We start from the raw sequence: 19,779 nt of genomic DNA on the forward strand, positions 1-19,779 counted from the left end.
ATAGTCAACCTGTGACCGAAACGAAAAGGAAACACCTCGCTAAACGGCGGCTAAATTTGTGTAACATTGATATGTTGGCGTTGCCTTGGAGAAAAATATAGCTTTTTGTCTACTCTGAGTTGTCTTTCTTCATGGTGGAGTGCGCGGTGGAAGTGAAAACGGTCGTGACCGGGGACCTGCCGATACAGATTCGATGCGCGGGTGACGGGCCACTGGTTTTGCTGCTCCACGGCTTCCCTGATCTGTCACTGGGATGGCACCACCAGATCGAAGGACTGGCGCAAGCGGGCTATTATGCCGTCGCGCCCGACATGCGCGGCTATGGCGGTACGGGCGGACCACCACAGGCCGAAGCCTATTCAATATTCTCGTTGGTGGGTGATCTGGTCGCTCTGGTCGAGGCGCTGGGCTATCGGCAGGCCGTCGTGGTGGGCCATGACTGGGGCTCGGCCGTGGCGTGGCACTGTGCCTTGCTGCGCCCCGACATGTTCCATGCGGTGATGGGGATGTCTGTGCCGTTCCAGCCCCGTCGCAAGCAAGGTCCGCCCACAGCGGTCATGAACTATCTGGCGGCTAAAAATGGCGAGGATCCGCTTTATCTGGCAGCCTTTGCCGCACCGGATGCGCATCTGGCTATGGATGCTGACCCGCAAACGGCGCTTCGCAAGATGTTCTGGGCCTTTGATGGCGCGACGCCGACGGAAGATCAGGCCACGGGCCGTATTCCCGCAGGGCGCGATATGCTTGCCTTGATCTCTGACCGCGCGTCCCTGCCACCGTGGATGGCACAGGATCATTTCGACCAGTATGTCGCGGCGTTTCGCCAGACAGGGTTTGAGCGCGCGATACACTGGTACCGAAAGATCGATGCCAACTGGGCGCGTACACGCTGGCTTCAAGGCTGCAAGATTACGGTCCCTGCCGCCTTTCTGGTGGGCGAGCGGGATCCCGTCCGCAACTATACCGGACATTTCGAAAGCGAGCAGGGCGAGTGGCTGACCGATCTACATGCCGTCACTGTGGTGCCGGGAGCAGGTCACTGGGTACAGCAGGAACAGCCTTTGATCGTGACACAGGCCATATTGTCCTTCCTTTGGGACCTGTCGCTTTTGCAGGCGGCCTAATCGTCCAGCGGGGCGGTCTAGGCGCGCGGTGTCGTCCGGCGCATGACATCGCCCAGAGTGATACGGTTGGTGTGGTAGTCGATACCGACGCGATCAAAGCGGCCCAATATGTCTGCGCCAATCATCAGAGCGGGCCGCGATAACAGATCCAGCACGCCAAAGATGTGCATATCCCCGAACAGCAAGGGCGTTTGCGCTAAGCGTTTGCTTCCCAGTTCGAGCGTGGGCGCAGGACCTACGCGCACCGACATGGGCGGGCCATTGACGCCATAGACCGTACGTTCCTGAGTGTGCCCCAGACTATAGCCGAGGGCCTGAAACAGTTTCAGATTGGCCACCGAATACTGGCCCCTGTATCAAGAAAGGCGACAGCCTCCACCGGCCCGACCCTGACGGCCATCAGGAGCAGACCGTCCTTACGCAGACTGGGCACGGAGGTCATTCTGCGCGGAATGCGCGTGGCATTTACAGTGCCGCCAAAGTTGAAACTGACGCTGCGTGTTTGCGAAGGGGTCAGGGTGGCCTGCTGGCGACGAATATCCAGCAGCAGGTTGAAGGCCTGAAGATGGTTGAGGCCCAGAAGCCCCTCGGCCCCCAACTGGGAAAAAGGAAACACAGGGGCGATGACATGATCGAAGCTTTCGCCCTGTAACTTTAGTCGAGGCAGGATGGCGCTGGGCACCAGACTGGAGGCGGTGACACTATGAACCAGCAGGTCTGGCCCGCTTGCAAGCCCCATCTCCGCAACAAGACGGTCCGAAAGCGACGTGGCCTGTGCCCCTGTATCCAGCACAAACAGGCTGACACGGCGCGGTTCCAGCTGGACGCGAGCAGCAAGGCGGGTGAACAGGTTCAAGGCCAGAGGAATCTCGGGCAAGACTTCTGGCCCAACTTCCGGTGCGGTTTGCACTGCCCCCAGACCCACAAATCCGCCCATACCGGCCAGACAGGTGCGGCGGGATATGGCGGTGGGTCCATAGGGCTCAGTCATGGCGGCGGGCCTCTCTCGAGAGAAATCACCACAAGCTGAACGATGTTATTTGCTGGACGGTTCCGTTGCCTTAGCGGCGCGGATGAGCCGCTTCATAGGCCTTGAGCAGAGCGGCGGCATCGACCTGCGTGTATTTTTGCGTCGTGGACAGGCTCGCATGGCCCAAAAGCTCCTGAATGGAGCGCAGATCAGCCCCCGCCCCCAGAAGGTGGGTCGCAAAACTGTGGCGCAGGGCATGGGGTGTGGCGGAGGCCGGTAGGCCTAGCCTTCCGCGCAGCCGCTGGACGGTGGCCTGAACCTGACGGGGCGATAAGGGCCCGCCGCGTTTCGCTCTGAACAGGGCCTGCTCGGGTGCCAGCGGCCACGGGCAAAGGCGCACATAGTCGTCCACGGCCTCGATCACCTGTGGTAGCACCGGAACAATACGGGTCTTGGCCCCCTTGCCGGTGATGCGCAGGCTGTCACCCAGCGGCGCATCACTGCGTTTGAGCGATAGTCCTTCGGAAATCCGTAGACCACAGCCGTATAGCAGGGTCAGGACCGCACGGTCGCGCGCAGCCTCCCACGGTTCCATGTCAGGATCGGCTTCGGGTTCTTGCAGCAGGCCGATGGCCTGATCTTCGGTCACAGGGCGCGGTAAGGACGGTTTGACGCGCGGTCCGCGTACCAGCGCCAGTTGCGGCGCATCGACGCCGCAGCGACGGTCCAGATAGCGGTGAAAACTGCGAATGGCCGCCAGCGTTTGCGCCAGCGACCGCGCATTCAGCGGCCTGTCGCCGCTGCGCCGCTCGGCCAGATGGGCGCGTAGCTCGGCAGCGGTGATCGTGCCCATGGCGGACAGGTACAGTGTCTCGCCGCGATGGCGTTCCATGAAACCGATATAGAGACGGCCAATGTGGCCATAGGCTTCCAGCGTGCGCTCCGACAGGCGGCGTTCATGGGCCAGATGACCCAGCCATGCCATCAGCAACTGCTCGGCGTTCAGGTTTCCTGAAGCGGCCATCGTCCGGCCATCCGTTCAAATACGCGCGCGACAAAGGCGATCAGCTCACCACCCATGGCGGGGGTAAAACCTTCTTCCTCGACCGAGCCAAAGGCGCAGAGGGCAGGGCGCGGCTCGTCCTGATCGGGGAAGCGCAGATTCATACGCACCAGCGCTACAGACTGAACCTCGCCCTCGGCGGGACCAAACAGATCCAGTCCGGTAAAGTTCGGACCCAGCCAGTTACGACCGTCCTCGCCCAGCAGGGCGTCAACGCGACCGGCCTCCAGCGCTTTCCAGCCAAACGGGATCGCACCGGGTTTCTCAATTGCCACGGCAGCGCCTGCCAGTCCGAAACGCGCCTGTGTGGACATGTCCAGTTGGCGCGACAATTCGATCAGGCTGGTAGCCTCCATCAGATCGAGGGCGGCCACATGGGTCTGGGTCTGGGCGGCAAAATTGGTGCGCGAGATTTCTTCGATCAGGCGGCGCGCACCGGCCTCGCGCTGGGCACTGGCTTCCATCTTGCTGACGGCAGCACGGCCAAAATCGACGACATTGGCCTCGCTGGCCTTCAGACTCAGAAGTTCCAGCAGTTCGCGGTCCTGCTGCAGATGTTGGCCATGGTCTTCAAGCCATTGCCGAACCTCGGGCCAATGCAGATCGGTTTGAGGTTCGGCAGTCATAGCGGGCTTACCTAGGTCGGAGTGATCCAGAGTGTGAGACAAGACAGGACCACTCCAAATGGCGTTACAGGATGGACTGGCCGGTCTTGCCCCAGTCCGCAAGGAAGGCATCAAGCCCCTTGTCGGTTAACGGGTGCTTTACCAGACCCTTTAAAACCTCTGGTGGCAGGGTCGCGGCATTGGCACCGGCGATGGCTGCGGCCTCGACATGGGCTGTGTTGCGCAAAGATGCAGCGAGGATTTCGGTCTTGAAATCCTGCATGTCGTAGAGGGCGCGGATCTCTTCGATCAGCAGGCCGCCATCGGCACCGTGATCGTCCAGACGGCCGACAAACGGGGAAATAAAGGTGGCACCGGCCTTGGCGGCCAGCATGGCCTGAGCGGCTGAGAAGCACAGCGTGACATTGGTCTTGATGCCACGGTCGGTAAAGGTGCGCGTGGCACGCAGGCCGTCCCAGGTTAGCGGCAGCTTGACGACCACATTCTTGTGGATGGCCGCCAGCTTTTCGCCTTCCATGACCATGGTCTCATAGTCGGTGGCGACGGCCTCTGCTGAAATAGGGCCCTCGACGAGCGCGCAAATCTCGGCAATGACCTCTGCGATGTTGCGGCCTGATTTGGCAATCAGAGACGGATTGGTGGTAACCCCGTCCACCATACCGGTGGGCAGGATGTCCTTGATGACGTTGACGTCGGCGGTATCGAGGAAGATTTTCATGTCTCAAGTCCTAGCGCGGGTGGAGTATTCGTGAAAGTCGCATCTGTGCTTGTCCCCCTGCCGGTGCAGGAAGCGTTTGACTATGCCGTCCCCGATGGCATGGCGCTGGCGCGTGGCGATCAGGTGGATGTGCCGCTGGGGCCGCGTTTTCTGCGCGGGATCGTGGCCGATGTGTTCGAGACGACTGGATCGAACCGCAAGCTTAAGTCCGTTGCCCGCAAAGCCGATGATCCATCCCTTCCGCAAGGCACGGTCGATTTTGTCGAGTGGGCGGCACGCTGGACGCTGAACCCGCCGGGTGAAATGGCCTCGCGGGCCTTGCGCGGCCTTCGCGCCCCGCGTCCCAAACCCGAGCGCCGCGTGCGCCGTATCGGTATGCGCCAACCCCAGAGGGCGACCACGGCCCGCTCCGCTGTGCTGGAGGCCTTGCAGGACCGCGCCATGACGGCGGCGGACCTTGCGCGGGCGGCGCAGGTCTCGACCGGCGTGGTCAAGGGACTGGTGGATGAGGGCGTATTAGAGGTTTTCGAGGTCGAGGCGATGGCTGCCTTCGATCGACCGCGCCCCGACCATGCGCCGGTTGTGCTCAATGCCGATCAGGCGGCCTCGGCCAAGGCTATGGCGAGCGCGGCCACGGCGGGCGGCTTTGCGCCCTTCCTGCTGGACGGGATTACAGGTTCGGGCAAGACGGAAACCTATCTGGAAGCGGCCGCTGAACTTCTGGCGGCAAAACCCGATGCGCAGGTCCTGATCCTGCTGCCCGAGATTGCGCTGACACAGGCGCTGATCGAGCGAATCACCCGTCGTTTCGGGGCGGCTCCGGCTGAATGGCATTCGGGCGTCACGCCCCCGCGCCGCCGTCAGGTCTGGGAAGCGGTCAGGGCAGGGCGCTGTAATATTGTGGTCGGGGCGCGTTCGGCGCTGTTCCTGCCCTATCCCGATCTGGCGATGATCGTCGTCGATGAAGAACATGACGGGTCGTACAAGCAGGAAGAAGGCCTTGTTTATCATGGCCGCGATCTGGCCGTGGCACGGGCGCGTATCGAAGGGGCCACTGTGGTGCTGGCCTCGGCAACGCCGTCACTGGAGACTTTGTGGAATGCCCAGCAGGGCCGGTATCGCTGGCTGAAGTTGCGGACGCGACATGGTGTCGCGGTTTTGCCTGATATTGCTCTGGTGGACCTGCGCCAGAACCCGCCCGATCCGCAAACATGGCTGTCGCAAACCCTGCGCGAAGAGATCGGAAACAATCTGGCCAAGGGCGAGCAGAGCCTGCTGTTCTTGAACCGACGTGGCTATGCGCCGGTGGTGCTGTGTCGCGCTTGCGGTCACCGACTGACCTCGCCCGACACGGATTCATGGCTGGTCGAGCACCGCTATAGCGGGCGTCTGGTCTGTCACCTGACCGGCTTTTCCATGCCCAAGCCCAAGACCTGTCCAGCCTGCGGCACCGAGGACACGCTGGTCTCGGTCGGGCCGGGCGTCGAGCGCGTCGAAGAAGAGGTGCGACAGCTCTTCCCCGAGGCCCGCACAGCGGTGTTCTCGTCGGATACGGTGCCGGATGCCGAGGCTGCCCGCGCCTTGATCAAGTCTATGGCCGAGGGCGAAATCGATATTCTGGTGGCCACACAGGCGGCGGCCAAAGGCCACAACTTCCCGCGCCTGACACTGGTGGGGGTGGTGGATGCCGATCTTGGCCTGCGCGGCGGTGACCTGCGCGCTGCCGAACGCACCTATCAGTTGCTGGCACAAGCGACGGGCCGTGCAGGCCGTGCCGACAAGCCGGGACGGGCTTTCTTGCAGACATGGACGCCCGAACATCCTGTGCTGGAAGCCTTGGCGGCCAATGACCGCGAAGCGTTTGTGGCCGCTGAAATGGCCGAGCGCGAACTGGGAAGCCTGCCGCCCTATGGCCGACTGACAGCCTTGATCCTGTCCAGCGAGAACGCACAGGCGCTTGAGAAAACAGCCCGCGAACTGGCCGCGGCCATTCCCAATGCCGAGCGTCTGGAGGTCTATGGTCCGGCGGATGCGCCCTTGGCACTGGTGCGCGGGCGCCGTCGCAAGCGACTGCTGGTGCGGGCCGACCGCGACGTCAATGTGCAGAGCTTCCTGCGTGCATGGCTGGGACGGGTGAAGATACCCGCCTCGGTGCGCCTGACAGTGGATGTCGATCCTTATAGCTTCCTGTAGCGGGATAGAAAAAAGGGCGCTGTGTTTCCACAGCGCCCTGATTATCCGGATACGGACGAAGCTTAGTCTTCGTTGATCTGGGGGCTAACGATAGAGGCCTCGGAGGCCTCTTTCTTCACCTTGGCATTACGCGACATCATGTTGAGGCCTTCCACCAGAGCCGAGAAGGCCATGGCGGCGTAGATATAGCCCTTGGGCACGTGAACGCCGAAGCCATCGGCGATCAGCACCGCACCGATCATCAGCAGGAAGCCCAGTGCCAGCATGACAACGGTCGGGTTCTTGTCGATGAAATTGGCCAGCGGGTCCGAGGCGACCAGCATCGCGATAACGGCGATCACAACAGCAACCATCATGATCGGCACATGGTCCGTCATGCCGACAGCGGTCAGGATCGAGTCGATCGAGAAGACCAGGTCCAGCATGATGATCTGGATGATGGCCGAGCCGACATTGTTGATGACGGCGTCCTTCTTGTTCTTTTCCAGAAGGTGGTCATCGGCCGGTGTCGTATCGACGGCGTGGTGGATTTCCTTGGTGGCTTTCCACACCAGGAACAGACCACCTGCGATCAGGATCAGGTCGCGCCACGAGAAGGCCGTGTCGAAGCTTTCGCCATGAATGCCCAGATCAAAGACCGGTGCGGTCAGGCCGACAATCCAGCCGATAGTGGCCAGAAGTCCCAGACGCATGATGAGCGCCAGGGCGATACCGATACGGCGGGTGCGCTGGCGGTGTTCGGGGGGCAGCTTGTTCGACAGGATCGAAATGAAGATCAGGTTGTCGATGCCGAGGACGACTTCCATGACCACCAGGGTCACGAGGGCCGCCCATGCGGCTGGGTCTGTCAACAAGGGGGTTATGCTATCGAGCATCGAAGTTCCTGAAGTTATGTGAAGCGTTTTCGGTAACGCCAGCGTGAACGCGTATCAAGAGGGCTGTACGTACCGTGTCGTCGCACCCCTCCCGTATTTAACAACATAGGGACGTGCATCGACCAAGGTCGAGCCGGCCAATATACCTACACAGTGCGGTGACGCTGATAACGTTCCTTACGCATTGGTTGCGACTTTCGGCCTTGCGTGGTATTGGCCGCGCGGCTTTGACGAAGGGCGTATCGAAAGATGCGTCCCCGGATTGCTTTTAACAAGCATATCAAACCCTTGATCGGCGTGGGTAACTGCGGCCGGTTTTGACGCAAACGCTAAGATGCGGACCAAACACAAGTGGCGGACGATTTCAGGACGACGGAAGTCGGCGAACGGTATGCTCAGGCACTGTTCGACCTCGCAGAAGAAACGGGCGTGCTGGACGCTGTGCGCGCCGATTTGGCGTCGCTGAAAACAGCATGGACGGACAGCGCGGATTTGCGCCGTCTGGCCAATTCGCCCGTCATTACTGCGGATGACCAGGCTATTGGCCTGCTGGCGATTGCCGACAAGGCAAAATTCAATGCTGTGACCCGCAATCTGCTGGGTCTGGTCGCCAAGAATGGCCGTGCAGCCGATCTGCCAGGCGTGATCGCCGGCTTTGACGCGCTGTATGCCAAGAAGACGGGTGTGGTTGCTGCCGAAGTTATTTCGGCTGTCGAGCTGACCGCAGCCCAGTCGAAAAAGATTCAATCGGAACTGCGTGCCGCACTGGGACGTGATCCGGAACTGACCACCCGTATCGATCCGTCGATCCTGGGTGGGCTGAAGGTCAAGGTGGGCTCGAAGCTGTTCGATGCCTCGCTGAAGACCAAACTCGACCAGATGACCTTTGCGCTAAAACGCGCCTAAGCCCGAAACCGAAGACGTAGCCGGGTCGCAAGACCCGCACCGAAGACGAAAGCCAGAGAGCTCAATATGGATATCCGCGCCGCCGAAATCTCGGCCATCCTTAAGTCGCAGATCGCCAATTTCGGCGTGGAAGCCGACGTATCTGACGTTGGTCAGGTGCTGTCGGTTGGTGACGGCATTGCCCGCGTTCACGGTCTGGACAATGTCCAGGCTGGTGAAATGGTGGAATTCACCAAGGCCGGCGTTAAGGGCATGGCCCTTAACCTGGAACGCGACAACGTCGGTATCGTGATTTTCGGCACCGATGCCGAAATCGCCGAAGGTGACGATGTACGCCGTCTGGGCGAAATCGTGGACGTGCCGGTCGGCAAGGGTCTGCTGGGTCGCGTTGTGAACCCGCTGGGCGAGCCGATTGACGGCTCGCAAGCCTGTGACTGGGGTCTGGCCAACCGTGCGGTGGCTTCCAGTGTGGTCGATACCGTGGCTGTCGAGCTGGCTGTACGTCTGGCCGAGCGCGCCCCCAATGCCATTCGCCACACCAAGGGCCTGATGCGTGATGCGGCCTCCATGTGGGAACTGATGCTGCGCGAAGGCGAAATCTTCTCGGCCCAGATGCGCAGCCCAGAAGCCGTTGAAGCCTTCACGGCCTTCATGCAGAAGCGCAAGCCGAGCTTCTAGGGCGGGCGATAACCCACAAGATAGCGTGGCAGTAAGCGTTTTAGCGCTGCCACGCTATCAATTGCCGATTGATTCGTGCGCCGCTTGGTTCTAGTGCGCCGCACATGACATCAGTGCTCGCGTCCGTACCCTCTACCCATACCGCCGTTCCGGTGGACATTCAGCGCGAGCAGGTTTCTGACGCGGCGGCGATTGATGCCCTGGTTATGGCGGCTTTTGGTCCGGGTCGTTTTGCCAAGACGGCAGAGCGCGTACGCGAGAAGTCGGCTATTCTGGCAGGCTTCACGGTCTATGACGGCGATGCGCTTTTGGGTTCGGTGCGCTTGTGGAATGTCACATCGGGTGCGGCGCGCGGGGCCTTTCTTGGGCCTATCGCGGTGCGCAAAAGCAAACGCAGCAGCGGCTTGGGCGGTTTGCTGGTCCAGAAGTGTATCGACGAGGCCAAGGCGCTGGGACTGGACGGGATTTTGCTGATTGGCGATCCCCCGTATTTCGAGCGTTTCGGTTTCTTGCCTGCTCCGGATTCGGTGTTTTCGGGACCGGTGAGCAAGCAGCGCATCATGTGGTTGCCTATCACCGAAGTGTCGCCGGATGGCGCGGTTAAGCCGGTCGCTTAAATCCAAGCTTCAAATATAGGGCGATGCCGCCCATATTCAGCACATGGATATTTCACCCCCGCATCAGGATAGAACGTCAGCGTCACTGCAATCTGTGATCGAAGCCACCAAACAGGCCCCCGGACGGGGTTTACCGCCTGTGCATATGTGGCATCCGGAGCATTGTGGCGACATCGATATTCTGATCCGCGCCGACGGGGTGTGGATGCATGAGGGCACGCCGATTGGCCGTGCCGAACTGGTGCGTCTGTTCTCGACCATTCTGCGCAAGGATGCAGATGGCTATCATCTGGTGACGCCGGTCGAGAAGCTGAAGATCAATGTCGAAGATCTGCCGTTTCGGGCGGTTTCAATGCGTCAAGAAAACGGGGCGCTGGTATTTGTGACCGATCAGGGCGACGAGGCGGTGGCCGGAGCGGACCATGAACTGGTGGTCGAAACCGATCCGCAGACAGGTGAGCCAGCACCGCGCATCCATATTCGCGGGGATTTGTGGGCGCGTATCGTACGGCCCGTCTTTTATGAACTGGTCGAGATGGCGCACGAACTGGACGGGCGTCTGGCCGTGACATCACAGAGCAAGAGCTTTCCTCTGGGACCGGAAGGGGCAGGCCTGTGAGTGATGATGTGGTGATGCCCGCCTCTGTGGTGACGACCCAGTGCGAGAACCTGAAACGTCGCCTGAAACAGCATCTGATGGCACCGTCCGAATGGCGGCTGGATCAAGCGCCTTTGCATTCCGATTTCGATTTGAATGCACAGATGGAGCGGCCCGATCGCCCCTTGCGTCCTGCCGCAGTGCTGATTGCTATTCTGGAGCGTGAAGATGGGCCGACCGTTCTGATGACACGCCGCTCGGATTCATTGGCCAGCCACACCGGCCAGATTGCTTTTCCGGGCGGGCGACTGGATGCGGGCGAGACGGCTGTGGATGCGGCGCTTCGCGAAGCATGGGAAGAGGTCGGACTGGCCCCTGAACTGGTCGAGGTTCTTGGTGTGGGGGACGGTTATGAAACCGGCACCGGCTTTGCGGTGACCCCCGTTGTCGGTTGGCTGAAGGCCGAACCGACCTTGAAGCCTTCACCGGCCGAGGTGGCCGAGGTGTTTGAAGCCCCGTGGGCGTTCCTGATGGATCCGGTGAACCATCGCCGCGACTATTATGACCGTGACGGCCAGCCCCGTCGCTGGTTCTGGGCCATGCCCTATCGCGAACATTATATCTGGGGCGTGACAGCAGGGATTTTACGCCGCCTGTGTGCGCGGCTGTATGAGGACAAGGTGGCGTGAGCGCCCCTAGTCTGAAAGGTCAGCCCTGGCTGGAATCCACTGCCTCCAAGGCCGTGATGGCGGCGCTGGAAACGGCGGGCGGGCCGGACTGTGCACGCTATGTCGGCGGCTGTGTGCGTAATGCCCTTTTGGGGGCAACGGTCGATGATGTGGACATTGCCACGCAATTGGAACCGCAACAGGTTCTGGCGGCGCTAAAGTCGGCAAAAATCCGCGCTGTGCCGACAGGAATCGAGCATGGCACCATCACCGCCATCGTAAACAGCCTGCCGTTCGAGATCACCAGCCTGCGGCGCGATGTCGAGACGGACGGGCGCCGTGCCGTGGTGGCCTTTACCCGTGACTGGTTTGAGGACGCTGCACGACGCGATTTTCGCCTGAATGCGCTCTATGCCAATAGTCGTGGCGAGCTTTTTGATCCGACCGGTTATGGTCTGGAAGATGCCGATCAGCGCCGCATCGTGTTTGTCGGCGAGCCGGAACAGCGCATCCGTGAGGACTATCTACGCATCCTGCGGTTCTATCGCTTTTGGGCGTGGTACGGGCGCGGCGCGGTGGATGCCGAGGGGCATGCCGCATGCCGAAAACTGGCCGATGGCGTCGCAACACTGTCGGCAGAGCGGGTGTCCAAGGAGTTCCTGAAACTGCTGGCGGCCCCTGATCCGGTGGCGGCCGTAGATGCGATGGACGAGGCGGGCGTTTTGCGCGTGATCCTGCCGCGTCTGGACCGCACGTCGTTTGCCGCCATGGTGGCCATTACGCCTGATCCAATACTGCGCCTTTTGGCCCTGTTGCCGTTGTCGGCAGAGGGCTTGGCCGAGGAAGCCAAACGCTTGCGCCTGTCCAATGCACAACGTGACCGGATGAAGGATTCTGCGGTGATGCTGGATGCAGACATGAGTGCGCCGCAAGCGCGCGCCATGATCTGGAAAGACGGCCTGTCGGCCTTTGTGGATCGCACCTATCGCACCGAGGCGACCGGAATAGCGCCGCAGAACATGCAGGCCTTGCGTCAGATGGCGTTGAACTGGACCGTTCCCTCCATGCCGGTGGGCGGGCGCGATCTGGCACAGGCGGGATTCAAGCCGGGACCGATGACGGGCAAGGTTCTGAAAGCGTTCGAGAAATCGTGGGTTGCGGATGACTTTCCGAGCGATGGCGTAGAGGCCCGCCTACAGGCGGCTATTGCGCAGGTGTCGCTTTCCGAAAACGGGTAATCACCGGACGGTGGTCCGAACCGTTTTTCAGGCCCAAACGACGATCCACCGGCGCCAGTTCTGGGCTGTACCAGACCTGATCGATGGTGATGCCGAGGAAGGCCGGAAGCTTTGCGGGCCATGTTCCGGCATAGGGGGGCGTAGGGGCGGGGTTCAGCCCCATACTGTCCTTGACCTGACGCCCGATGCGACCCGAAGAGACAGCATTGAAATCACCGGCAATGATGGCGGTGTCGCCCAGTCTGCTGCGCTCGGCAGCCATGTCGGCGGTCTGGTTGATCTGTGCCCATTGATATTGATAGGGCCAAGGACGGGTCAGGTGCGCGGACATGACGCCGACTTCGCCAAGCGGGGTTTTCACGCGGGCGGCGGCCGAAAACAGCTGGTCGTAGACATTTTCCTTGAGCGGTTTCAGCGGCCAGCGACTGGCAACCAGCGCACGGGCAGGGGCAACGGTACGATTGCCGACAATCGACACCACCCGATGCGGGTGATCCGGTAGCAGGATATCCAGTTCGGCGGCGGGGGCATCACCGACCTCGACCAGCAGAATGATGTCGGCATTGGCGGCGGCAATCGAGCGAGCCATGGCTGCAACATCGGTGTTTCGCGCCCAGACATTGGCGGAATAGACGGTGATGGTTTCCGATGCCGGATCGGGCGCAATACTAGGCGGGAACCACTGGGGCCAGACGGCTAGGAACAGCAGGCCAGTGGTCAATGCGGCCATGAAGGCGGCGGGGCGTAGGCGCAGCACCAGCAGGAACACCAACCACACGATGCTGGCCAAGAAGGCAGGCGCGACGAACTGGTTGGCAAGGTCAGGCCAGCGGTGATCGGACTGGATCAATGACGCCACGGCCAGCCCCAGCGGGGCCAGCGTCACCGCCATGGCCAGAAGGTTCAGAGCGATGCGGATCAGGGAGCGTTGGCGCGGCATTCGACAGCGATATCCGAAAGCGGCGGGTACGCCAAGTGTGCCGGTTGAACGTAAGCAGGCATCCTAACCGGATACTTCAAAGCCTTTAAAAATAAGGGATTGGGCGCAATCCAAACGCGTCTGCAAGCCTTGGCTGTGGTTTGGCCAAGACTGGTCTTCGACAATAGTTCGGAGATCGTGATGAGCGATGATAGTGCGCGGTTGGGCCTGCCCTATGTGGTGTCGGGCCAGTTGCAAAAACATGTGACGGTGAACGAGGCTTTCACCCGTCTGGATGCCCTTGTGCAGACGGCGGTGATCAGCCGAAACCTGTCGGTGCCGCCGACAGAACCCCCTCTTGGTGCGCTCTACCTGATCGGAGCCGCACCGTCAGATGGCTGGGCCGGTTTTGCCGAGGGCGATCTGGTGCGGGCCGATGTGGGCGGTTGGGTGCCGGTGGTGCCGACGCAAGGCATGGGTCTGGTGGTGCTGGATGAAGGCGTGTCGCTGGTTCGCATGGGCGGGACGTGGGCCTCTCTGGCGCAGACCTTGGGCGGCATGCTGACGCTGGAGCGCGTGGGTGTGGGCGCGACACCGGATGCCGAAAATCCCTTTAGTGCCCGCATCAACAAGGCCCTGTGGGCGGCGCGCCCCGATGATGACGGCGGCGATGGCGACCTGCGCTTTGTGTTCAACAAACAGGGTGCCGGTCATTCGGCCTCGGTGCTGTTCCAGAGCGGCTGGCAGGGCTGTGCCGAGATCGGCCTGATGGGGGATGATGATCTTCGCTTCAAGGTCAGCCCCGATGGCAACAACTGGCACGATGCACTGCGTGTGGACCGCGCGACAGGCCGTTTGTGGTTTCCGGCGGGGGCCGTGCGGCGCGAAACCATGATCCTGACGGTGACGGGCAATGTCGCGGTGCCGACATGGGCGCGCTGGGTAGAAGCGGTCTGTGTCGGTGGTGGCGGGGCGGGCGCTGATGGTCAGGGCGGCAGTGCAGGCGCTGTACGCCACGGCGGCGGAGGCGGTGGTGCGGGCGGTGTCAGCCACGCCGCATGGCCGGCCGACCATCTAGGACAATTGGATGTGGTGGTTGGCGGCGGCGGTCGCGGCTCCGGCAGTCATGGCGCGGCATCATCGGTGGCGACCTATGGCCATGTGATCGCGCTGGCCGAAGGCGGTCGCGGTGGCGGTTTGAACGCGGGCGGTGCGGGCGGCTTAGGGCTGGATGGCCCTGCCAGTGCCGGAAAGCCCGGTGGATTATCTCAACCTTATAGCGCGGGCGCGGGCGGGGCAGGCGGTGGCTTGAGCGCGGCCAATGCGGCGAGCCTTGGTGGTGATGGCGGCATTGGCTATCCGTGCGGTGTGCAGGCTGTGGCTGGTATCGGCTCGCAATATGGCGGCTGGGACGGTCAGTCATCGTCGCTGGGCAATCTGGGTTGGCTTGGCGGTGGTGGCGGTGGAGGCGGTGCCAATGCCGGTGGCGCAGGCCATGCGGGCGGTGCGGCGGGTCTTTATGGCGGGGGCGGCGGGGGCGGCGGTGCCGGAACGGGTGCTGGCGGCACCGGTGGTGCGGGGGCGGCGGGCCTTGTGCGCCTGACCTTTGCGGGGTGAGCCATGCAGCCTGACTATGGACTGGACACGGCCTGGGACGACCTGTTGCCGGACGCTGAAATCTGGACCTCGCCCGAGCGGTTGAGCGCCGATGAATGCCTCGACGAGATCGGCGTGGACTGGCGCAGCACGACCGGAGGATTTTCCGAAGAAGGGGATGAAATATGATGAAAGAACAAACGCCTAAACCCGCTGATCTGGCCGAGGGTCGCTGGTTCTGGCGCCGGATGTATGTCTATCTGGCCACCTTGCTGCTTTGGGTCTTGCTGCGCGAGGTTGTGCAGCGCGCGCCGCCCGAACAGTTACGCTATCTGGCGGACGGTTTGATGGGATTGGTGGCCCTGTTGGGGCTGCTTTATCTGGTGGCACCGTCGGCGCAGCAGGTGGTCAATTTGGCCCGTGGTCGTGCGCGAGGCGAGGCATGAGCTTTCGTCTGTCGGCGCGTTCGTGCACACGAATGGCGGGGCTGCATCCCGATCTGGTGCGGGTGATCGAGGGGGCGATTGCGATCACCCCCGTCGATTTCACCATCACCGAAGGCCTGCGAAAACCGGCGCGACAGGCCGAACTGGTCAAGGCAGGGGCCAGCCGAATCCTGAACAGCCGCCATCTGACCGGACATGCTGTCGATGTGGCGGCATGGGTGGACGGGACGGTGCGCTGGGACTGGCCGCTTTATCCGCGCATTGCGGGTGCTTTCAAGCGGGCGGCTGCGGACCTTGGTGTGCCGCTGGTCTGGGGTGGTGATTGGCCGCGCCTGCGTGACGGCCCGCATTTCGAGCTGTGCCGGAAAGCCTATCCATGACGGGGATCGGGGCGCGCGTGTTGCCTAACCTGATGTGGGGTGCGGTGGTCTTGGGGGCGGTGCTGCTGTTTGCCCTGTTGTCGGACCCGTTCGGCTGGCGCGCGCGCAGGCTGGATCGGGCCGAGCAGGCGGCGGTGCATGGGCGGGCCGAAGCACAGATGCGCCATGCAGAACACGCCGCACAGGCCGCCATCGTGCAAGGTCAGCGTGACCTGCAGGAACACGCAATGGTCGTGGCGACGATCACTGAAAAATCAGTCGGGGAAGCAAGGGGACAGGGTGATGCCAAGACACCTCTGGGCGATGATCGTCATCAGCGTTTGCGCGAGCATGACCGGCGGCTGTGCGAACAGGCCCCGTCCTTACGCGGTTGTTCCGGCCTTGCTGGCACTGCCCCCTGAGGTGGAGCGGCCATGTGCTTTGGCCATGGTCGAGGGGCGTGGCGATCTGGCGGCGTTGGAGGTCGCCTATATGCGGCGCGGCCAACAGATACTGGCCTGTGATGCAGCCCGCGCTCTGGCTGTCGAGACTTTGAAACAGGAGCGGGCACTAAGGGAAAGTACGAGGCGGTAAGACTTGCCGGGCAGGTTTTGCCCTAAATCGTCAGGGGGTAAATAGGGCCGACCGCGAATGTAAAATTATCTATATAAAACATATGGATAATTCATTTAAATAACACGGGTAACTGGCTCGATGATTGCTGCAATACGGGGTGAGTAGAAGACTCCCGGCGCTAAAATGGCGCTGGCCATCACAAAGTGAGCAAGGACAGCCAAAATGGCCAACTCGATCAACACCAACCGTGGCGCTCTGATTGCGCTGCAAAATCTCAACGCGACCAACCGTCATCTGGAAACCACGCAAAACCGCGTGAATACCGGCCTGAAGGTGTCAAATGCGAAGGACAACGGGGCTATTTTCGCCATCGCGACTTCTCAGCGTGCCGAGATGGGTGCTCAGGATGCGGTTCGTCAGTCGATCCAGCGCGGCCAGTCGATTCTGGACGTTGCCATGTCGGCGGGTGAAACCGTGATCGAGGCCCTGACCGAGCTGAAGAGCCTTGCTGTGGCGATCCAGGACGCCCCGAAAGAGTACGACGCTGCTGGCGCAGTCACCGGTATGGGTGAAAGCGGCAAGAAGCTCGTGGCCGACTTCGAGGCGATTGTGAAAGAGATTCACACGTCTCTGGCCGGTGCGAACTTTGATGGCGCGAACGTCTTCAAGCTGGGTCAGGCTGGTGGTCTGGCTGTTACCGTCAATACCGGCAGCACGAACAATACGTTCGAGCTGAAGGCAGGCGGTGCGGCGGCTGCGGCAGACGGTCTGGCATTTGGTGGTGCCGCAGGCACAGCCGGCGCGGCAGGCACGTTTGATGCGGCAACCGGTGCATGGGCGGCCAAGGCGTCCAATACAACGGGCGCTACGCCTGCGGCATTGGCTGATTATTCGGTTGCGAACGTTGAGTCGGCGATCACTTCGTTCACCACGACCATGGCGGATATCGGCACCAAGTCGAAGTCGCTGGGTCGTCAGGCGACCTTTGTCGACAAGCTCCAGGATTCCATGGAGACCGGCATCGGTAATCTGGTGGACGCCGACATGGCCAAGGAAAGCGCAAAGCTGACCGCCCTGCAAACCAAGCAACAGCTGGGTGTGCAGGCTCTGGGCATTGCGAACCAGGCGAGCTCCATCCTGCTCAGCCTCTTCCGCGGTTAATCGCGGAATAGGCCCAATAGAAGGCATGGATGGCGTTAGGCCAAAGGGGGCGGTTCGCCGCCCCCTCTTTCTTTCCAGCTAGGCACTAAGTGCCGGACTGGGTAAAATATGCCTATAATTGGTAGGTAATTTTTACCCACCCCATTGTCCCAGCCTCTTGAAATACTGTTGTTTTTGTCGTGCGAATTGCCTCTGGCTTTATGGCGCGACTCTTGCTTCGATGCGTGATGAGCAAAATGCTCTCGTTGCCAAAATGGCGACGACCTTCACGAAGTGAAACAACAGGACGCCAGAATGGCTAATTCGGTTAACACCAATCGTGGTGCGCTTATTGCGCTCCAGAACCTCAACGCCACCAACCGTGCGCTTGAGACGACCCAAAACCGTGTCAACACAGGCCTGAAGGTATCCTCGGCCAAGGACAACGGTGCAATCTTCGCCATTGCTACCTCGCAGCGCGCCGAAATGGGCGCGCAAGACGCCGTGAAGCAGTCGCTTCAACGCGGCCAGTCGATCGTCGATGTGGCTCTGGCAGCGGGCGAGACTGTCGTCGAAGCCCTGACCGAGCTGAAAAGCCTGGCTGTGGCCATTCAGGACGCAGCCGTCGGTTCGGAAACCGCGAACAAGTTGAACGCCGATTTTACGGCCATGGTTTCGGAAATCCGCTCTTCGCTGGGCGGTGCTGTCTTTGATAGCGTGAACCTGTTCACGGCCAATGCCGATGCTATCGAAGTCACCACCAACACTTCGGGCGGCAAGTTCGAGCTGAAGGCGGCTGCAGGTACGGCTGCGGGCGCGATCGCCGCTGACGGTTCGATTGACCCGACACAAACAGCCGATGGTGCCGGTTTCAACTTTGACGATGTTGCTGAACGTACTGCGGCAAATGTGGATACCGCTATCAGCAACTTTACCACGGTTCTGGCTGACCTCGGCACCAAGTCGAAGTCGCTGGACCGCCAGTTGACCTTTGTCAGCAAGCTTCAGGATTCGCTGGAAACCGGCATCGGCAACCTCGTGGATGCCGATCTGGCTAAGGAAAGCGCCCGTCTGACCGCGCTGCAAACCAAGCAACAACTGGGTGTTCAGGCGCTGTCAATCGCCAACCAGTCCAGCTCCATCGTTCTGAGCCTGTTCCGTTAAGGTCCTGCTAGGGGTGTTTGTTCAGTCCGAATAAGCACCCTTCGGGCCATATGGCTCATCCGGTTTAGTATCAGTGTCGCGTTTTACATGAGCAAAAGGCTCAAGCTGCCAAAACGGCAGTGATCACACACAATGTGGATGTAGGAGGCCAGAATGGCCAATTCGATCAATACCAACCGTGGTGCGCTCGTCGCTCTGCAAACCCTGAACGCCACCAATAAGGCACTGGAAACCACTCAGAACCGCGTAAATACGGGCCTGAAGGTTTCGTCGGCCAAGGACAACGGTGCCATCTTCGCCATTGCGACCTCGCAACGTGCGGAAATGGGTGCTCAGGACGCTGTCAAACAGTCTCTGCAACGCGGTCAGTCGATCGTCGATGTGGCTTTGGCTGCTGGTGAAACTGTCGTTGATGGTCTGACCGAACTGAAGAGTCTTGCTGTGGCTATTCAGGACTCGGTTGCTGGATCGGACACTGAAACCAAGCTGATGGCGGACTTTGATGCCATTGCCAAGGAAGTTCACTCGTCGTTGGCGGGTGCGACTTTTGACGGTGTGAACCTGTTCAAAACCGGCACTCTGATCGAGGTTTCGACCAACACATCAGGTGGGAAATTTACCCTGAAGGCAGCGGCCGGCGCAGCAGCAGCGACCGGTTTGGCATTTGGGGGCACAGCCACGCCGGCGACTGGCGTATGGGCACCAGCGGGTACCGCTGCGGCCAAGCGCACGGCCTATACGGCGACCGCTGTGGATACCGCACTTAGTGGCTTCACGACGGTTCTGGCTGATCTCGGTACCAAGTCGAAGTCGCTGGATCGTCAGGCGACCTTCGTCAGCAAACTGCAGGACTCGCTTGAAACCGGCATCGGCAACCTTGTGGATGCCGATCTTGCCAAGGAAAGCGCCCGTCTGACCGCGCTGCAAACCAAGCAACAGCTGGGTGTGCAGGCTCTGTCGATTGCTAACTCGTCCAGCAGCATCCTGCTGGGCCTGTTCCGCTAACACGTAGGTGAGGGAGGGGCGCGATAGCGCTTCTCCCGACCCTGATCATCTCTTTAAGTAACCCAGGAGCAAAATGCTCCCGCTGCCAAAATGTCAGTGATTTTATGTAGATAAGGAGGCCAGAATGGCCAACTCGATCAACACCAACCGTGGTGCACTCGTTGCGCTGCAAACCCTGAACAACACCAACAAGTCGCTGGAAACCACGCAGAACCGTGTGAACACGGGCCTGAAGGTTTCGTCGGCCAAGGATAACGGTGCCATCTTCGCCATTGCGACCTCGCAACGTGCGGAAATGGG

Annotated in this window: 24 protein-coding genes and 1 pseudogene; 18 read left to right on the forward strand and 7 right to left on the reverse strand. The window is 61.1% G+C overall.

The genetic code is table 11. The annotated features are described in order from the left end of the window. The first annotated feature begins 164 nt into the window (after positions 1 to 164). Complete coding sequence (locus RSB01_RS00910; RefSeq protein ID WP_332589663.1) at positions 165 to 1,124, forward strand: alpha/beta hydrolase; 960 nt, start codon at positions 165 to 167, stop codon at positions 1,122 to 1,124. Positions 1,125 to 1,141: 17 nt separating this feature from the next. Here RSB01_RS00910 and RSB01_RS00915 read toward each other — a convergent pair whose 3' ends face one another. From RSB01_RS00915 to fsa, 5 genes are all read right to left on the reverse strand, one after another. Continuing rightward, positions 1,142 to 1,462 carry a hypothetical protein gene (locus tag RSB01_RS00915; protein WP_332589662.1) on the reverse strand — a complete coding sequence of 107 codons (321 nt, stop codon included), beginning with the start codon at positions 1,460 to 1,462 and terminating at the stop codon, positions 1,142 to 1,144. After that, the gene (locus tag RSB01_RS00920) at positions 1,450 to 2,115 is read right to left on the reverse strand and encodes a retropepsin-like aspartic protease (RefSeq protein WP_332589661.1); all 666 of its coding nucleotides are present in this window, start codon (positions 2,113 to 2,115) and stop codon (positions 1,450 to 1,452) included. The genes RSB01_RS00915 and RSB01_RS00920 overlap by 13 nt, the downstream gene beginning before the upstream one ends. Before the next feature lie 70 nt (positions 2,116 to 2,185). Then, positions 2,186 to 3,118, reverse strand: a complete 933-nt coding sequence (locus tag RSB01_RS00925; protein WP_332589660.1) for a tyrosine recombinase XerC — start codon at positions 3,116 to 3,118, stop codon at positions 2,186 to 2,188. Beyond that, on the reverse strand, positions 3,097 to 3,783 hold the full coding sequence (locus tag RSB01_RS00930) for a DUF484 family protein (protein WP_332589659.1): 687 nt from the start codon (positions 3,781 to 3,783) through the stop codon (positions 3,097 to 3,099). Before RSB01_RS00930 ends, RSB01_RS00925 begins: the two co-directional genes overlap by 22 nt. Before the next feature lie 64 nt (positions 3,784 to 3,847). Then, positions 3,848 to 4,501: a fructose-6-phosphate aldolase gene (gene fsa, locus RSB01_RS00935; RefSeq protein ID WP_332589658.1), complete on the reverse strand. Its 654-nt coding sequence runs from the start codon at positions 4,499 to 4,501 to the stop codon at positions 3,848 to 3,850. Positions 4,502 to 4,531: 30 nt separating this feature from the next. On the opposite strand from fsa, the gene RSB01_RS00940 reads away from it, so the two are divergent. Further along, entirely contained in the window at positions 4,532 to 6,694 is a 2,163-nt protein-coding gene (locus tag RSB01_RS00940; protein WP_332589657.1) for a primosomal protein N', read from the forward strand. A gap of 62 nt (positions 6,695 to 6,756) precedes the next feature. Here RSB01_RS00940 and RSB01_RS00945 read toward each other — a convergent pair whose 3' ends face one another. Next, positions 6,757 to 7,569 (reverse strand): TerC family protein, encoded by an 813-nt coding sequence (locus tag RSB01_RS00945; RefSeq protein WP_332589656.1) that lies wholly within the window; start codon positions 7,567 to 7,569, stop codon positions 6,757 to 6,759. 351 nt (positions 7,570 to 7,920) lie between these two features. Here RSB01_RS00945 and RSB01_RS00950 point away from each other — a divergent pair, with 351 nt between their 5' ends. From RSB01_RS00950 to RSB01_RS00975, 6 genes are all read left to right on the forward strand, one after another. Beyond that, on the forward strand, positions 7,921 to 8,475 hold the full coding sequence (locus RSB01_RS00950; protein WP_332589655.1) for a F0F1 ATP synthase subunit delta: 555 nt from the start codon (positions 7,921 to 7,923) through the stop codon (positions 8,473 to 8,475). Positions 8,476 to 8,541: 66 nt separating this feature from the next. Beyond that, positions 8,542 to 9,153, forward strand: coding sequence for an enoyl-CoA hydratase-related protein (locus RSB01_RS00955; protein ID WP_332624981.1), 612 nt, complete (start codon positions 8,542 to 8,544; stop codon positions 9,151 to 9,153). Between the two features lie 104 nt (positions 9,154 to 9,257). Beyond that, a complete protein-coding gene (locus RSB01_RS00960; RefSeq protein WP_332591010.1) occupies positions 9,258 to 9,770 on the forward strand; it encodes an N-acetyltransferase in 513 nt (170 codons plus the stop codon). Positions 9,771 to 9,864: 94 nt separating this feature from the next. Next, positions 9,865 to 10,389, forward strand: a complete 525-nt coding sequence (locus RSB01_RS00965; RefSeq protein ID WP_332591011.1) for a DUF1285 domain-containing protein — start codon at positions 9,865 to 9,867, stop codon at positions 10,387 to 10,389. Then, positions 10,386 to 11,057, forward strand: a complete 672-nt coding sequence (locus tag RSB01_RS00970; RefSeq protein ID WP_332591012.1) for a CoA pyrophosphatase — start codon at positions 10,386 to 10,388, stop codon at positions 11,055 to 11,057. Before RSB01_RS00965 ends, RSB01_RS00970 begins: the two co-directional genes overlap by 4 nt. Continuing rightward, on the forward strand, positions 11,054 to 12,274 hold the full coding sequence (locus tag RSB01_RS00975; protein ID WP_332591013.1) for a CCA tRNA nucleotidyltransferase: 1,221 nt from the start codon (positions 11,054 to 11,056) through the stop codon (positions 12,272 to 12,274). Before RSB01_RS00970 ends, RSB01_RS00975 begins: the two co-directional genes overlap by 4 nt. Here RSB01_RS00975 and RSB01_RS00980 read toward each other — a convergent pair. Beyond that, positions 12,240 to 13,214, reverse strand: coding sequence for an endonuclease/exonuclease/phosphatase family protein (locus RSB01_RS00980; RefSeq protein ID WP_332591014.1), 975 nt, complete (start codon positions 13,212 to 13,214; stop codon positions 12,240 to 12,242). The genes RSB01_RS00975 and RSB01_RS00980 overlap by 35 nt on opposite strands. Before the next feature lie 180 nt (positions 13,215 to 13,394). On the opposite strand from RSB01_RS00980, the gene RSB01_RS00985 reads away from it, so the two are divergent. The 10 genes and pseudogenes from RSB01_RS00985 to RSB01_RS01030 all read left to right on the forward strand — a co-directional run. Next, positions 13,395 to 14,810, forward strand: coding sequence for a DUF2793 domain-containing protein (locus tag RSB01_RS00985; protein ID WP_332624982.1), 1,416 nt, complete (start codon positions 13,395 to 13,397; stop codon positions 14,808 to 14,810). A 3-nt stretch (positions 14,811 to 14,813) separates the two neighbouring features. Then, positions 14,814 to 14,978, forward strand: a complete 165-nt coding sequence (locus RSB01_RS00990) for a hypothetical protein (RefSeq protein ID WP_167177032.1) — start codon at positions 14,814 to 14,816, stop codon at positions 14,976 to 14,978. Beyond that, the gene (locus RSB01_RS00995; RefSeq protein ID WP_332591016.1) at positions 14,975 to 15,235 is read left to right on the forward strand and encodes a hypothetical protein; all 261 of its coding nucleotides are present in this window, start codon (positions 14,975 to 14,977) and stop codon (positions 15,233 to 15,235) included. Before RSB01_RS00990 ends, RSB01_RS00995 begins: the two co-directional genes overlap by 4 nt. Beyond that, positions 15,232 to 15,615 (forward strand): M15 family metallopeptidase, encoded by a 384-nt coding sequence (locus RSB01_RS01000; protein ID WP_332591017.1) that lies wholly within the window; start codon positions 15,232 to 15,234, stop codon positions 15,613 to 15,615. The genes RSB01_RS00995 and RSB01_RS01000 overlap by 4 nt, the downstream gene beginning before the upstream one ends. After that, a complete protein-coding gene (locus RSB01_RS01005; protein ID WP_332591018.1) occupies positions 15,612 to 16,016 on the forward strand; it encodes a hypothetical protein in 405 nt (134 codons plus the stop codon). Before RSB01_RS01000 ends, RSB01_RS01005 begins: the two co-directional genes overlap by 4 nt. 19 nt (positions 16,017 to 16,035) lie before the next feature. Beyond that, a complete protein-coding gene (locus tag RSB01_RS01010; protein WP_332591020.1) occupies positions 16,036 to 16,188 on the forward strand; it encodes a hypothetical protein in 153 nt (50 codons plus the stop codon). A gap of 204 nt (positions 16,189 to 16,392) precedes the next feature. Beyond that, the gene (locus RSB01_RS01015; RefSeq protein ID WP_332624983.1) at positions 16,393 to 17,331 is read left to right on the forward strand and encodes a flagellin; all 939 of its coding nucleotides are present in this window, start codon (positions 16,393 to 16,395) and stop codon (positions 17,329 to 17,331) included. Positions 17,332 to 17,625: 294 nt separating this feature from the next. Beyond that, positions 17,626 to 18,474, forward strand: coding sequence for a flagellin (locus tag RSB01_RS01020; protein ID WP_332624984.1), 849 nt, complete (start codon positions 17,626 to 17,628; stop codon positions 18,472 to 18,474). Positions 18,475 to 18,627: 153 nt separating this feature from the next. After that, positions 18,628 to 19,479, forward strand: a complete 852-nt coding sequence (locus tag RSB01_RS01025; protein ID WP_332624985.1) for a flagellin — start codon at positions 18,628 to 18,630, stop codon at positions 19,477 to 19,479. A 124-nt stretch (positions 19,480 to 19,603) separates the two neighbouring features. After that, positions 19,604 to 19,779 (forward strand): annotated as a pseudogene (locus tag RSB01_RS01030) (flagellin); the annotation flags it as partial.

Source organism: Brevundimonas sp. (genome assembly GCF_036659295.1).
Classification (GTDB): Bacteria; Pseudomonadota; Alphaproteobacteria; order Caulobacterales; family Caulobacteraceae; genus Brevundimonas.

Coding starts and splice junctions, on each gene's coding strand:
- RSB01_RS00925 (WP_332589660.1), bottom strand. CDS start 3,118: ATGGCCGCTTCAGGAAACCTGAACGCCGAGCAGTTGCTGATGGCATGG.
- RSB01_RS00960 (WP_332591010.1), top strand. CDS start 9,258: ATGACATCAGTGCTCGCGTCCGTACCCTCTACCCATACCGCCGTTCCG.
- RSB01_RS00945 (WP_332589656.1), bottom strand. CDS start 7,569: ATGCTCGATAGCATAACCCCCTTGTTGACAGACCCAGCCGCATGGGCG.
- RSB01_RS00955 (WP_332624981.1), top strand. CDS start 8,542: ATGGATATCCGCGCCGCCGAAATCTCGGCCATCCTTAAGTCGCAGATC.
- RSB01_RS00985 (WP_332624982.1), top strand. CDS start 13,395: ATGAGCGATGATAGTGCGCGGTTGGGCCTGCCCTATGTGGTGTCGGGC.
- RSB01_RS00930 (WP_332589659.1), bottom strand. CDS start 3,783: ATGACTGCCGAACCTCAAACCGATCTGCATTGGCCCGAGGTTCGGCAA.
- RSB01_RS01000 (WP_332591017.1), top strand. CDS start 15,232: ATGAGCTTTCGTCTGTCGGCGCGTTCGTGCACACGAATGGCGGGGCTG.
- RSB01_RS01005 (WP_332591018.1), top strand. CDS start 15,612: ATGACGGGGATCGGGGCGCGCGTGTTGCCTAACCTGATGTGGGGTGCG.
- RSB01_RS00995 (WP_332591016.1), top strand. CDS start 14,975: ATGATGAAAGAACAAACGCCTAAACCCGCTGATCTGGCCGAGGGTCGC.
- RSB01_RS01025 (WP_332624985.1), top strand. CDS start 18,628: ATGGCCAATTCGATCAATACCAACCGTGGTGCGCTCGTCGCTCTGCAA.
- fsa (WP_332589658.1), bottom strand. CDS start 4,501: ATGAAAATCTTCCTCGATACCGCCGACGTCAACGTCATCAAGGACATC.
- RSB01_RS01015 (WP_332624983.1), top strand. CDS start 16,393: ATGGCCAACTCGATCAACACCAACCGTGGCGCTCTGATTGCGCTGCAA.
- RSB01_RS01020 (WP_332624984.1), top strand. CDS start 17,626: ATGGCTAATTCGGTTAACACCAATCGTGGTGCGCTTATTGCGCTCCAG.
- RSB01_RS00920 (WP_332589661.1), bottom strand. CDS start 2,115: ATGACTGAGCCCTATGGACCCACCGCCATATCCCGCCGCACCTGTCTG.
- RSB01_RS00980 (WP_332591014.1), bottom strand. CDS start 13,214: ATGCCGCGCCAACGCTCCCTGATCCGCATCGCTCTGAACCTTCTGGCC.
- RSB01_RS00990 (WP_167177032.1), top strand. CDS start 14,814: ATGCAGCCTGACTATGGACTGGACACGGCCTGGGACGACCTGTTGCCG.